We start from the raw sequence: 14,690 nt of genomic DNA on the forward strand, positions 1-14,690 counted from the left end.
ATTAACTCTTTTTTTATATTATTTTACTGTTCTACGTTTTGTATTTTCTTCATTATTAAAATTTTCATTTCTTTCCAGTTGTTTTGGAGCTTTAGGAGATGTAGCTTCAGGTTCCTCTACATTTTTCTTAGGATTACGCAATTTATCCAACAAACGTTTTGCTTGCTTAGCTTCTTCGGTTCCGTCATAAGTCGTAATTACAATTTCTAAAGCTTGCTCAAAATCGCTATCTTTTCCAGTTTGTTTGATCGCATAAGCATTTAATAAAGCAAATTTAGCAATGATAATTTCAGTAGGAAATTTCACAATTGCTTCTTGTACTTTTTTCTTTACGTCATCATATTTTTTATCTTGATACAACGTGTATGCAACTTTGTAGGCTTCTAAAGCTTCTTTTGTTTCAGCAGTGATGTATTCAACTTCTGGATTAAGAATATAACCTGCATAAATCGTATTTGGATATTTTGTTAGAATGATATTTTTGTATTCATCTTCTAATTTTTGATCACGATTTTTATAGATACGATACAATTGATAAGTCGCTTTTAATAACACATCTTCCGATTTTGGAGGCGAAGCAACCAAGGCTTTCAACTCTTTTCCAGCTAATTCTGCATTATTGAAAATATCAAAATATCCAGTCCCTAAAGACAATTGCGTTGTATCTCTCACAACTTTCAAGTCATTCAAAGCTTTTTGAGAAGTCGGAATTTGATCTAAATAATAATCAAGTTCAAAACGTCTTGGATCACCAGCAGCAATTTGCCCTGTCAATTCATTCTGTTTATCCTCAATTGCAGTACTTATTGCATTCGAATTTCTCCAATTATCTTTTAAGGAAATTCCTCCCCAAATACGTTGGAATTCTTGCTGTCCAGTTGATTTTAAATTTTGATTATAGAAATAAAATTTTCCTTTATCAGCATTGTTAAAACTCGTCGTGAAACTTGCCGTTTTATTTTCTAACTGAAAAGTTTCCATTTCTTTTTGCTCTTCTATGGCTTGCTTTTCTTCTTTTTTCTTTAATTTTTCGATATAATCTGTAAAGAATTTTGATTGATCTTCTTTTGGAAGTGCAGCAAGTTTTAGAATTGAATCATTTTTCTGAACTAAATAATGTTTCTCCATCAATTTTTTCAAAACATCATTTCGTTTCTGAATACGCGTTTGATCTTCTGGCAAATTATAACTCGTTTGTGCCGAATCATAATAAGCCGAAGCATAAACATAATCGTTTTGCTTGAACTTTATATCACCATAATTTTCGAAAGCACGCCCACGAATATAAGGATCCGACATTGGTTCTTTCAAACTCAATTTTGCATATTCTACAGCATCATCCATTTTGTCAGCTCGAAAAGCCATTTCAGAAATTCCGTAGTATAACTCGTTTTTCTTCGATGCATAAATTCCTTTATTCGAGATGTCCAACAAGTTTTGCTTGTAATTTCCGTAATTATTAATTTTTGGATCAAAATTAGCAGCAATCGCCAACTGTGATTTGATTTCCATATCAAATCCAGGCTTCATTTTATAAACTTGCGTGAAAGCTTCACCAGCCTCTTGTTGTTTTCCTAATTTAGAAAAAACTTGTCCTAACGTATAAAATATTCGAACTCGTTCATCTTTATTTGTAGAAAAATATTCGGCTTTTTGCAATGGATCAAGTGCTTCTTCGTACTTTTTTTGATCAATTAAAAATTGAGCATAGGTACGCGCAATCATTGTTTTTAATTCTTTACTTTTATACGGATCGTTTTCGTAAAGTTTTTGTAAAGTTTCGATTCCATCAAAGTAATTTCCACCTTTTATTTCGGCAACAGTTTTGTAAACATGCGCTTCTTGCGCGTATTTAGAATCTTTGAAATTTTTGACAACATAGTTTAAAGCATCAAGCGCTTCAAAGTATTTTTTTTGATAAAATAATGATTTTCCAATCAATAAATAAGCGCGACCCATCAAAGGATTATTTTCTTTTCCTTTAATTAACATCGAATGTTTTTCGATTGCTTTCGAAGCTTTTGCCTCTACAGCAGCAAATCCAACAGGTTTTTCTACTTTATCTTGATTATTTCGATTTCCACTTCCAATACCAAAATTGGGCGTATTAAATTCACCTAAATTAGCAGAGTCCGAAACAGAAAAATATTCTATTCCAACAGGTAAAATCTTCGAGTAATTTTCTACATAATTTGTTTGTAGTTCTGTGTTCTTTTTTTCTAACTCATCCTCAGCATTGAATACTCCATTAAACCACGATGTCATCTTGTGATATTGTCGGTTTTTGAAACTATTTTTTTGCGTAGAACAGCCGATTAAAAAACTTGCGGCGAAGATACTCAGTACAATCTTTTTCATGATAGCGAATAAAAACAAATCTACAATAAAACGTTCGATTAGAAAAAATCTTGTATCCTTCGAAAAAATAAGATAATTTTATGTGGAATAGAAATAATAGAGAAGCGACTTTTTACGGGATGATTATAAAATGATAGCTAACGTTTTAGCTTTAATGTAATTAGTGATTTGACTAAGAAAAATCATTGCAATTGTTGTTAAATTATTTAGAATATTCGTTTAAATTCGACCAATAATAATGTTTTAAAGGAACAGCATGAAAGCTTTTTTAGCGAAAATTTTTGCAAAATACATTGTCAACAAAGAACAAAAGTGGATAAATAATCCGCTAGAAACACAAGACAAAATTCTAAATGAATTGATTATTGCTGCAAAAAATACAAAGTTTGGAGTTGATCATCATTTTGAATCAATCAAAAATTATGAAGATTTCAAATCGCAAATTCCAATCAATGATTATGAAGGTTTGAAACATTATTTTGATGAAGTAATTGAAGGGAAACCTGATATTCTGTGGCCTGGAAAACCTCTTTATTTAGCTAAAACTTCAGGAACTACTTCTGGAGCCAAATATATTCCGCTTACAAAAGAATCTGTTCCATCTCATATAAATTCTGCTCGAAATGCTTTATTGTTTTATATTAATGAAACAAAGAATTCTAATTTTGTTGACGGAAAAATGATTTTCTTACAAGGAAGTCCAATTCTTGAAGAGAAAAATGGATTGAAAGTAGGTCGACTTTCTGGAATTAGCGCACATTTTGTTCCAAATTATTTGCAAAAAAATCGTTTACCATCTTATGAAACAAATGTGATTGAAGATTGGGAAACAAAAGTGGATAGGGTAGTGGATGAAACGGTGAAAGCTGATATGACGCTGATTTCTGGGATTCCGCCTTGGTTGATTATGTATTTTGAACGATTGATTAAAGTTTCTGAAAAAGAAAACGTTCAGTCGATTTTTAAGAATTTACAACTAATGGTAACAGGAGGTGTAAATTATGAACCTTATCGCGATAAAGTGAATCAACTAATTGGTCGAAAAATAGATTGTATTCAGACATATCCAGCTTCAGAAGGGTTTATTGCGTATCAAGATTCTCAAAAAAATGATGATTTATTACTTTTATTGAATAATGGAATTTTTTATGAATTTGTTCCAGTTGAAGAGTTTTTTGATGAAAATCCAACCCGAATTTCATTGAAAGATGTTGAAGTAGGAAAAGATTATGTTCTAATTCTCAATACAAACGCAGGTTTGTGGGGATATAATATTGGTGACACAGTTCGTTTTACTTCGATAAAACCTTATAGAATTGTTGTTTCTGGTCGAATTAAACATTATACATCTGCTTTTGGTGAGCATGTAATTGGTCACGAAGTGGAACAGGCGTTGCAAAAAACTTTAGAAAAATATCCAGCGAGTGTAAATGAGTTTACAGTTGCGCCTCAAGTTAATCCAGCAGAAGGTTTGCCATATCACGAATGGTTAATAGAATTTGATCAAAAACCACAAGATATAACTATTTTTAATCAAGAATTAGATACACAAATGCGTCGCCAAAATACGTATTACGATGATTTGATTACGGGAAATATCTTGCGTCCGCTTGTCGTTTCTGAAGTTAAAACAGAAGGTTTTCAGCATTATATGAAATCGATAGGGAAATTAGGTGGACAAAATAAAGTTCCTCGTTTGTCTAATAATCGCGAAATTGCAGATGAATTTTACAGTCTAAACTTAATTACTACAAATTGAACACACACACAACAATAGATAAAATGATTTACAAAACGGTAAAAAGTTCATTGGTAACTTTTTCGCAATTAATGCTTCCGTCACATTCCAATTTTAGTGGAAAAATACACGGTGGATTCATTCTTTCTCTACTCGATCAAATTGCATTTGCATGTGCTTCCAAATACTCTGGAAAATATTGTGTCACGGCGTCTGTGGATAGAGTAGATTTCTTAACGCCAGTAGAAGTAGGAGAATTATTAACGCTAAAAGCATCGGTTAACTATGTCGGAAGAACGTCAATCGTCGTAGGAATTCGAGTAGAAAGTCAAAACATCCAAACAGGTGAAATTAAACATTGTAATTCGTCTTATTTTACGATGATTTGCAAGGAAGAAAATGGTGAAAAAGCTGAAGCTCCAAAATTAATTTTGAAGAATCTGAATGAAGTTCGACGCTTTTACAAAGCTTTGCATCGAATTGAAGAACATTCAAAAGCAAAAGAGCAAATAAAAGATCCGATTGATTATAAGTCACAAGATTTAATAGATTATTTATTGGACAATCATTTAGTGAAAATAGAACTAGATTAAAGTTTTTATATTATAAATAAATAACTCAATTCAGTAAATGGATTGAGTTTTTTTGTTTTTATATAATTGATAAATAGTATTTTATAATTTGTTCCCCCAATTGTCCCCCTCAAAAAAATTGAATATTGAACGATCATTACTAAATTGCAAATTATTTGATTTTAAGAAAATTAGGCATTGTATTTGTTTATAGAAATCTCTATTACCAAAAACTAAACTTTTGATTTTATTTAACAAACTATGAAAACTTTATTCAAATTTTTATTACTATTGATTGCGACCACAACCATTTCATTTTCTCAAACAGGAAATATTAGCAATTCACAATTAATACATACAAATTTTACTAAAAATACTTCTCAATCTTCAAATCCTATTAGTTTGGCAGTAGCAGGAAGTGTACTTGTTTTAGCTTTTTGTGCTTTTCGCTTCAGAAAAAAAATTGTCTAAAGCGAAACAAATCATTTTTTCGAAATCAGAAAAACGATTTAATTTCTAAATTTGTAAAATGAAATATTTATTCATTTTACTTGTATTGTTAGTGCTGTTTGTTATTTACAAAAAATTAAAAACAGCTCAAATAGAAAAGCCACTTCCGAAAGAAGAAGAACCGAAAATATCGTTTTTAAAAATTGAAAAAAATGATGATTTGATTGATGATTCTAATCAACAAATTTCAGAATTTCAAGTAAAAATAGATTCGGTAACAAAGAAAAAAAATACATTAGAATTCTTAATTTCTATTCAAAATAATACCGAAAAAACAGTTCGTATAAATATCGTTGAAGCTGATTTTTATTCAAATTCTTCTCAAAAAAAGATCAAAGCTGATGTTACATTTTATGGAGAATTGGCAATGGGGACAAATGATATTTTATTGAAAAATACCATTTTACCTGATTCTCACGTTATCCGAAATATTTATTTCTTCGAAACAGATTTAATTCATTTTAATCAAAACGATTATCTGGAAATTGATATAGAAATTAATGGAGAACATCATCAGTTCAAAAACTATTTTCATCAAATAACTTTCGAATCGATTAAATACATTCAGTAATCTGATTTTTTGATTTGAATTGTAAGGCTTAATTTTGCATTTCAGAATTTAGAGATATGAAACATATACAATTGATGCTTGGAAGTTTGATGCTTTTTGGATTAACAGCTTGTCAAACACCAAAAATAGTTGCTGAACAACAACCAGTTCAGCAAAAAAGCTTGCAAGTTGATGGTAAAATTTATGCTGCATTTTTTCAACAACGTGCCGCTGAATATCAAGCCTTGAGCCAGCAAGCTTATAATGTTGCTAAAATGAGATTGGATGAAGCTATTGCGACAAAAGGCGCTAAACCTTTAGCGATTGTAACGGATATTGATGAAACTTTTTTGGATAATTCGTACTATGCAGTAGAAATGGCGCGTCAAGGAAAAACGTGGTCGCAAGAAACTTGGGCAAATTGGACGTCGAAAGGAATTGCAACTCCTTTGGCTGGTTCTCAAGAGTTTTTTCAGTATGCAGCGAGTAAAGGTGTTCAGATTTTTTACGTTACAAATCGATACGAAGTGGAACGTTCTGGAACTTTGGCTAATTTAGAAAAATACAATTATCCAATTCAAAGTGCACAAAACTTGATTTTGAGAAGTAAAGAAAGTAGCAAAGAAGCACGTCGTCAAAATATTTCGAAAGATTATGATATTGTTTTATTGTTAGGAGATAGTTTAACAGATTTTTCTTCTTTATTTGATAATCATAAATCTGAAAAAGAAAGAGCGGCAGCTGTAGAAACTTTAAAATCTGAATTTGGAAAACGATTTATTGTATTGCCAAATGTTGGATATGGAGATTGGGAATCTGCAATATTTGATTACAAATATGACTTGACGCAAGAGCAAAGAGATTCGATTATATACGAAGCTGCGAGAGAAACTCCTGTGAAATAAAGAATAAATACACAATGAAAACTGTCTTAATGGGACAGTTTTTTTTTCTAAAATTGTAAAAATTAAAATCCAATTAGAAAATTTTTTACATTGATCTCATCTTACTCAATTTCATTAATTTTGGAAAAATGGAAAGTGTATGCAAATTTTAGTAATCGAAGACGATAAGCGAATTAGCGATTTTTTAATCAAAGGATTAGAAGAAAATGGGCATTTGGTTACGCTATGTAAAGATGCAGAAACTGTTTTAGATGAATTTCTTACGATTCAGTTTGATTTGATTATTTGTGACATTATGTTGCCAAAAATGGACGGAATTCAGCTTGTGCAAACACTTCGTTACAAAAAAATATTCACGCCAATTTTGATGCTAAGTGCATTGAACACGGTTCAAGATAAAGTTTCGGCTTTGGATTATGGTGCAGATGATTACATTACAAAACCGTTTCATTTCGACGAATTATTATCGCGAATCAAAGCTTTAACGCGCCGAAATCAGTTTCGTTCGCAAGAAGTTCCTGAAAATAAATTGATTTTTGATGACTTAGAAATCGATTTGGATCAATACAAAGTTTTTGTCAATCATGAAGAAACAGAGCTTTCTCCTCGTGAATTTAAGTTGTTGAATTATTTGATTGAAAACATCGATAAAACCGTTACTCGTATCCAAATTTTAAACGCCGTTTGGGGAATAACATTCGATAATCACACCAATGTTGTGGATGTTTACATTTCGTATTTGCGTAATAAAATCGAGAAAAATGGAACAAAATACATTCACACGGTAAAAGGTGTTGGTTATATGTTCAAAGCCTAAAATTATGAAATTAAAACACCGATTAGCGCTTTATTCAGTCGTTATTTTCAGTATCATTATTCTGATTGTTTCTACAATTATTTACTTTTCTTTTTATACCGAAATGGAGAAAAAAGAGATCAAATCATTGCAGAATAAGACGCTTTTGGCTTCTATTTATTATTTGGAAAAGGACGAATTACCTGTTTTAGAACACAATAATATAAAAAGTCAATTAGAGAAGACGATTTCACGAAAAAATATTTTAATTGTTGATCATAACAACAAAAAGTACAAAGGAAATATGTCTTCAAACAATGATATTTCAACCAATTTTATAGAAAGTATTCGTGCCAATAAATCCGATTTTTTTACAAGTAAAGATTTCTTTTATAACGGAATTTTTTATCATGATAACGAAGGTGATTTTGTTGTAATCACGCGTGAATCTAAACAAGAATTTAATGAACAAATGCAATCGTTACTTCAAATTTTGATTTCGGTTTCATTGGTTGGGTTGATTTTTATTTATCTATTTTCTAATTTTTTAGGAGTGATTGCTTATGAGCCGATTACAAAAATTATTGAACAAATAAAAGAGCGTGATGCGAATAATTTTACTGAACCTTTAAAGCTCAATAAGTCGTATGCTGAGATTGAGGATTTAATTAAAACTTACAATCATTTTATTGATCGAATAGCGCAAACTTTTAATGTACAAAAGAATTTTATCGATTATGTTTCGCACGAGTTACGAACGCCAATTACTGCATTATTAGGAACTTTAGAGGTTACAAATCATAAAAAAAGAACGCTCGAAGAATACGAAAACGTGATTGTGCAACTGAAACAATATACCAATGATTTGCAAGAAACGTTAGACCAAATGATGTTACTTTCGGGAGCAAAAACGAGTTTTGAATTTAGTCAAATTCGAATTGATGAAGTAGTTTGGCAAGTGATTGAAAATGCAATTTTGTATCATCAAGCACGTATAAATGTGGATTTACAAGTCGAAAATAATCAATTGTTAACCATTCAAGGAAACGAAAAATTATTAGAAGTAGCTTTGAATAATTTAGTAAGTAACGCGATAAAATATTCGAACAATCAACCGATTTTAGTACAGTTTTTGGAAATCAATCATCGTTTACAAATTCATATTTCCGATTTGGGAATTGGTATTTTAGAAACCGATATCAAACAAATTAAACAAAACTTTTTTCGAGGAAAAAACACGCAAGATTTTCAAGGAAAAGGTATTGGACTTTCGATGGCGAATATTATTTTTACACTTCATCAAATTGATATCGAAATTGTTCCAAATAAACCTAAAGGAACGATTGTTAAACTCATTTTCTAATCTACTTTTAATCTAACTTAAAACTCGCCTTAATCTTACACTTTTACTTTTGAATTTTCAAAAAGAGTAGAAGTGAAGAAGATCTATTATACTGCAATTCCAATTATTTTTGCGATGCAAACACAGGCGCAAAACGTAACGTTGGACAATCTAGAAGTCGCGTTTTTACAAAAAAATTATGCACTCATTGCGAATAAATTCAATGCTGACAGAGTTGATGCTGAAATTATTCAGGAGAAATTATGGCAAAATCCAACGTTGAGTATTTCTGAGGTTAATCTTTGGAAAACTTATAATGTAGAAGAACAGCCTTATTTATTCGGTAAATACGGGAAAAATCAACAAATTTCTGTCGAATTAGAGCAATTAATTGAAACCGCAGGTAAACGAAAAAAGCGTGTTGCAATTAAAGAATTAGAGAAGAATTCGGCACTTTTTGAGTATGAGGAATTGTTGCGTGAGCTGAAAAAAGAATTAAGACAAACATATTTTTCGTTGGCGCGTATTCAATCTGAAAAAAAAGAATTGCAAAATAGCGTTGATTTATTTGAACAGATGATGACACAATATCAGCGACAAGCTGATTTAAAAAATGTTCCGAAAGCTGATTTTTACAGACTTCAAACCGAATTAATTGGTTTACAAAAAGATCAAATTGAGCTAGAAAATCAAGAAATTGAATACATTAATAAACTTCGATTGTTAACGCAAAACTCAGATTTAAATGTAAATGAAATCGATTTTTCAAGATTCAATTCTCATTCCAAATCAATCCCATTCAATGCTAAACAATTAGCAAAAGAGCAAAATATAGCGTTAAAAAAACAAGAAAATGAAATCAATTTAGCTGAAAAACAATTTATTTTAGAAAAAGCACAACGTACACCAGATTTGGCTTTTCAAGTAAATTATGATCGAGGTGGAAATATTATGCGCAATTTTGTTGGCGTGGGTGTAAGCATTGATTTACCGATTTTTAATACGAATAAAGGAAACATCAAAGCTTCAGAAATTGCATTAAGTCAGCAACAAATCACTAAAAATGCATTGCATTCTGAATTAGATATTTCGATTGATCGTCTTCAAAATCAAATCAATCAATTGGATAAAGCTCTTATTCAGTGGAAAAAATTGAACAATCAAGAGCAACTAACCATGATTGACAATTACAAAAAACATCTCCAAAATAAACAAATCACTTTATTAGAATTTATTGATTTTACGCAGGCTTATCGCGAATCTCAAAAAGCTTATTTGGATTTATTGGAAAATTATCAAAACACATTCGAAGAACTAAATTATATCGTTGGACAAGATTTATAAAATGATGAAAAAAAGTTTTTATTTTTTAGCTGCTTTTACTTTGGTTTTAAGTAGTTGTAACAAGCAAGAAGCCCCGAAAGAAGCGGTAAAAGAAGACAAATTTTGTTTGAACGAACAATTGAAAAAGTCAACTGAAATTGTAGCTGTTTTAGAGCAGCCGATTCACGAACAATTAACCTTGTCAGGAAAAATTGAATACAACGAAAATGACTTGGTTGGTTTTAAAAGTTTGCTGCAAGGAGTGGTAGATAAAGTGAATTTTGAATTAGGTGATTATGTGCGTCAAGGTCAAGTTTTGGCAGTTGTAAAATCGAACGAAGTGTTGGATTTGGTACAGCAAAAGCGTTATCATCAAAATCAAATGGATTTGATTCGAAAACAAATCAAGTCGAAAAAAGAATTGTTGAATGATGGAATGGCTTCTCAACCCGAAGTTACAGAGGCAGAACACGAATTACAATCAACGCAAATTGAAATTGATAAAATCAATGCAACCTTGAGAATGTATCGTGCGGTTGGCAATGGTCAATTCCAGATTTTATCACCTAAAAATGGTTATATCGTTCAGAAAAACATGAGCGTTGGTCAATCTATTATTTCAGATTCAGAAGATAATTTATTTTCTATTTCTAATTTGAAACAAGTTTGGGTAATGGTAAATATTTACGCCAATAATCTGCAATATGTAAAAAAAGGAGATGCTGTAAAAGTGAAATCTATGGCGTATCCTGATCGAATTTATGTTGGAAAAATTGATAAAATATACAATGTGTTTGATGAAAATGAACACGTTTTGAAAGCGCGTGTTGTGTTAGAAAATCAAGATTTGAACTTGATGCCAGGTTTGAGTGCAGATATTATTATCGATAAACAAAATATTGTAGGAAATGCATTTGCGATACCAAACAAAGCCAAAGTTTTTGAGAACAACAAGGAATATGTGGTGGTATATAAAAATGATTGTACAATGGAAATTCGAAAAATTACGACGATTGGTCAGAATGAAGAATTCACATTTGTTAGCGAAAAGTTTGCTCCAAATGAGAAAGTTATTTCTCGAAACGCTCTAATGATATTTGAGGAATTAAATAAATAATAAATGAAAAAGTTAGTACAATCAGTCGTAACTTTTTCGTTACGAAATACAACCTTTGTTTTATTTGCTGTATTTGCATTACTCTTTGCAGGTATATTTTCTTTAAAACATACACCAATAGAGGCATTTCCGGATGTAACAAATACTAGAGCTCGTATTATAACACAATGGCCAGGAAGAAGTGCTGAGGAAATGGAAAAATTGGTGACTTTGCCCGTTTCGAAAGTGATGAATAGTATTCCGCATAAGTCGAATATTCGTTCTATTTCACTTTTTGGATTGTCTGTGGTAACGGTTCAGTTCGAAGATGGTGTAGATGATTTTTATGCACAACAATATGTATCGAATAAGTTGAACGGCGTTGATTTGCCCGAAGGTGCAGATGCCGATATCGAGCCGCCTTCTGGGGCAACAGGAGAGATTTTTCGTTATGTGATCAAAAGTGATTTGCCGATTAAGGAAGTGACAGCGATACAAGATTGGGTAATAGAGCGTGAATTGCTTTCTGTGCCTGGTGTTGCTGATATTGTGAGTTTTGGTGGAGAAGAAAAAACATATGAAATAAAGATAAATCCAACCGAATTAAAAAACTACGATTTATCGCCTTTGGATGTCTATGAAGCTGTTTCGAAATCCAATGTAAATGTTGGTGGAGATGTCATTCAGCAAGGCGATCAAGCCTATGTGGTTCGTGGTGTTGGTTTGTTAGATAAGATTGAAGATATCGGAAATATTACAGTGAAATTGAATGGTTCTACACCAATTCTGATTAAAAATGTAGCGGATGTTGTTGTTTCGAATAAACCACGTTTGGGACAAGTTGGATACAACGAACACGATGATATGGTAGAAGGAATTGTAGTAATGTTGCGTGGCGAAAATCCGTCCGAAGTAATCGAAAATCTGAAAGCGAAGATTGAAGAATTGAACACAAGAACTTTACCAGATAATGTAAAAATTGAAACAGTTGTAGATCGTACCAAATTGGTGGATAATACAGTACATACGGTTTCTAAAAATATTATTGAAGGTATTTTATTGGTTTCATTAATTGTTTTTGTTTTTTTATATAATTGGAAATCAACATTTATTGTAGCTTCGGTTATTCCGCTTTCTTTTTTGTTCGCAATTATTATGTTGAAAATTCAAGGTTTACCAGCGAATTTAATTTCAATGGGGTCACTGGATTTTGGATTGTTGTTAGAAGGAACTTTGGTAATTGTAGAAACAGTTTTTGTTGCTTTAGCTACAATGCAACATAAAGTAGGAGCAGAACGTTACGCGAAAATGAGTAAAATGGGCGTTATAAAGAAAAGTGCAGGAAGTGTAGCTTCTTATATTTTCTTTGCTTTACTTATTCTTATTGTTGCTTTATTACCGATATTTTCATTTCAAAAAGTGGAAGGTAAAATGTTCTCTCCTTTAGCATTTACATTAGGATATGCATTATTAGGATCTTTAATATTAAGTTTAACTTATGTTCCTGCAATGTGTAAGTTGCTTTTTAAGAAAAATATGGAAGAGAAAGAGAACTTTATTACTCGATTTTTTCAGAAAACTATTTTCGGATTATATGAAACCGCATTTCGTTATAAAAAAGCAACAATAGGAATCTTTTTAGGAATTTTAGCTCTTTGTTTGTTTAAATTCTCATATTATGGATCAGAATTTCTTCCGAAATTGAATGAAGGAGCAATTTACATTCGTGCAACTTTACCAAATAGTGTTAATTTAAAAGAATCAACTCGATTAACAAAAGAGATGAGAGAGTTGATGCAGAAAGATTGTGATGAAATTGATTTTATTTTAACACAAACAGGTCGTCCAAATGATGGAACAGATCCAACAGGATTCTTCAATATTGAATTTAATGTTCAATTAAAAGATGAAAAAGATTGGAAGCGCAAGATTTCGAAAGAAGAGATTATTCAAGAGATGCGAGACAAACTAAATCATTATCCAGGAATTGTATTTGGATTTTCGCAACCCATTCAAGATAATGTCGAAGAATATGTAGCTGGTGTAAAAAGTTCATTAGTTATTAAGATTTTTGGTGATGATTTGTATGATTTAGAAAAATATGCAAACAAGGTCGCTACTTCTATCGAAAAAGTAAATGGAATAACGGATATCAATGTTTATAAAAATATTGGTTTACCTGAACTTAGAATAGAATTGAGTGATTCAAAAATGGCGAAATATGGTATTAGTACAGCGGATGTTCAGGCAGTAATTGAAATGACAATTGGTGGACAAGCAGCTACTAAGTTTTATGAAAATGATCGACAGTTTGATGTTATTCTTCGTTTTCAGGAAGCTTATAGAGATACTCCTGAGAAAATTGGAAATATTTTGATTCCAACAAGTAATGGGAACAATGTTCCTTTGCAGGAAATAGCTACAATTGGTTATCAAACAGGACCTGCTTTTATTTATCGAGAAGGAAATAGTCGTTATATCGGTGTAGGATTCAGTATAGAAGGTCGTGATCTAGGAAGTACAATCGATGAAGCGAAGAAAGTAGTGGCTAAAGAAGTTAAATTACCGAAAGAAAACTATATGGAATGGGCTGGTGAATTCGAAAGTAAAGAACGAGCGGCAAAACAATTAGCAATGGTCGTTCCGATTTCGTTAGTTTTGATTTTATTATTATTGTATACCAATTTCGGAAATGTAAAAGACACAGCGATAGCTGCATTAACACTGCCTTTTGCTTTTATTGGAGGATTTATTTCGCTTTGGGTAACAGGAACCATTTTTGGTATATCTGCGGGAATAGGTTTTATTATTCTTTTTGGAGTAGCAACGATTGATGGAATTGTTCTAATTGGTGTTATTCGAGATAATTTAAAGCATAAAATGCAATTAAAAGAAGCAATAGTCAATGGTGTTAAAAGTAGAATACGCCCTGTTGTGATGATTGCGCTTATGGGATCGATGGGATTATTACCAGCAGCACTTTCTACCGGAATGGGATCAGAAATTCAAAAGCCTTTGGCAATTATGATTGTAGGCGGATTAATTATTTGTTTAATCTTATCCTTTACAATTCTTCCAGTTGTATTTTATTATGCATATAGAAAAGAATATCAACAAAAATTCCTGAAATAATTTATTGTTCTTTTTATTTATTATTATTGAAAAGGGGTTTTTACCAAATGGTAAAAACCTCTTTTTTGTTAAATGTTTTTATTTATTCATGATACAAAGTGTGCAAGAGTTGTGTAATAGTGGAAACAAAAAAATCAAGACTGTAAATCTATTCACTAAAATAATTATATTTGAGTATAATGATACGAAACTTCATAAAACTTGATTTCGTAAAAAACAATGTTACATGCAATTTTATCCAACATCACGTACATGAAAAGATTATTAATTTTGACAATTATTCTATCATTAATTATATCTTGTAAATCAGAAGATATTAAAGTGTAATCTTCCCTAAAAAACGGAATGTTTAAAAATATAGTTTATTA

At 31.1% G+C, this 14,690-nt stretch carries 11 protein-coding genes; 10 read left to right on the forward strand and 1 reads right to left on the reverse strand.

From position 1 onward, the window contains the following. Window positions 1-18: 18 nt before the first annotated feature. Complete coding sequence (locus tag B4E95_RS00200; protein WP_291088965.1) at window positions 19-2,265, reverse strand: tetratricopeptide repeat protein; 2,247 nt, start codon at window positions 2,263-2,265, stop codon at window positions 19-21. Between the two features lie 349 nt (window positions 2,266-2,614). Here B4E95_RS00200 and B4E95_RS00205 point away from each other — a divergent pair, with 349 nt between their 5' ends. From B4E95_RS00205 to B4E95_RS00250, 10 genes are all read left to right on the forward strand, one after another. Further along, complete coding sequence (locus tag B4E95_RS00205; protein WP_125350326.1) at window positions 2,615-4,117, forward strand: GH3 family domain-containing protein; 1,503 nt, start codon at window positions 2,615-2,617, stop codon at window positions 4,115-4,117. A gap of 23 nt (window positions 4,118-4,140) precedes the next feature. Continuing rightward, window positions 4,141-4,689, forward strand: coding sequence for an acyl-CoA thioesterase (locus tag B4E95_RS00210; RefSeq protein ID WP_291064182.1), 549 nt, complete (start codon window positions 4,141-4,143; stop codon window positions 4,687-4,689). A 240-nt stretch (window positions 4,690-4,929) separates the two neighbouring features. Next, window positions 4,930-5,139, forward strand: coding sequence for a hypothetical protein (locus B4E95_RS00215; RefSeq protein ID WP_291071837.1), 210 nt, complete (start codon window positions 4,930-4,932; stop codon window positions 5,137-5,139). A gap of 58 nt (window positions 5,140-5,197) precedes the next feature. Further along, entirely contained in the window at window positions 5,198-5,749 is a 552-nt protein-coding gene (locus B4E95_RS00220; protein WP_291064178.1) for a hypothetical protein, read from the forward strand. Window positions 5,750-5,805: 56 nt separating this feature from the next. Continuing rightward, the gene (locus B4E95_RS00225) at window positions 5,806-6,633 is read left to right on the forward strand and encodes a 5'-nucleotidase, lipoprotein e(P4) family (RefSeq protein ID WP_291088968.1); all 828 of its coding nucleotides are present in this window, start codon (window positions 5,806-5,808) and stop codon (window positions 6,631-6,633) included. 139 nt (window positions 6,634-6,772) lie between these two features. Continuing rightward, entirely contained in the window at window positions 6,773-7,450 is a 678-nt protein-coding gene (locus B4E95_RS00230) for a response regulator transcription factor (RefSeq protein WP_291064176.1), read from the forward strand. Window positions 7,451-7,454: 4 nt separating this feature from the next. Then, on the forward strand, window positions 7,455-8,792 hold the full coding sequence (locus tag B4E95_RS00235; RefSeq protein ID WP_291088971.1) for a sensor histidine kinase: 1,338 nt from the start codon (window positions 7,455-7,457) through the stop codon (window positions 8,790-8,792). Between the two features lie 72 nt (window positions 8,793-8,864). After that, entirely contained in the window at window positions 8,865-10,115 is a 1,251-nt protein-coding gene (locus B4E95_RS00240; RefSeq protein WP_291088974.1) for a TolC family protein, read from the forward strand. A gap of 1 nt (window position 10,116) precedes the next feature. Continuing rightward, window positions 10,117-11,211: an efflux RND transporter periplasmic adaptor subunit gene (locus B4E95_RS00245; protein ID WP_225540423.1), complete on the forward strand. Its 1,095-nt coding sequence runs from the start codon at window positions 10,117-10,119 to the stop codon at window positions 11,209-11,211. Window positions 11,212-11,214: 3 nt separating this feature from the next. After that, on the forward strand, window positions 11,215-14,322 hold the full coding sequence (locus B4E95_RS00250; protein ID WP_291088980.1) for an efflux RND transporter permease subunit: 3,108 nt from the start codon (window positions 11,215-11,217) through the stop codon (window positions 14,320-14,322). Window positions 14,323-14,690: the final 368 nt, after the last annotated feature.

Origin of the sequence: Empedobacter sp. UBA7494, assembly GCF_002478465.1 — a bacterium.
Taxonomy (GTDB): domain Bacteria; phylum Bacteroidota; class Bacteroidia; order Flavobacteriales; family Weeksellaceae; genus Empedobacter; species Empedobacter falsenii_B.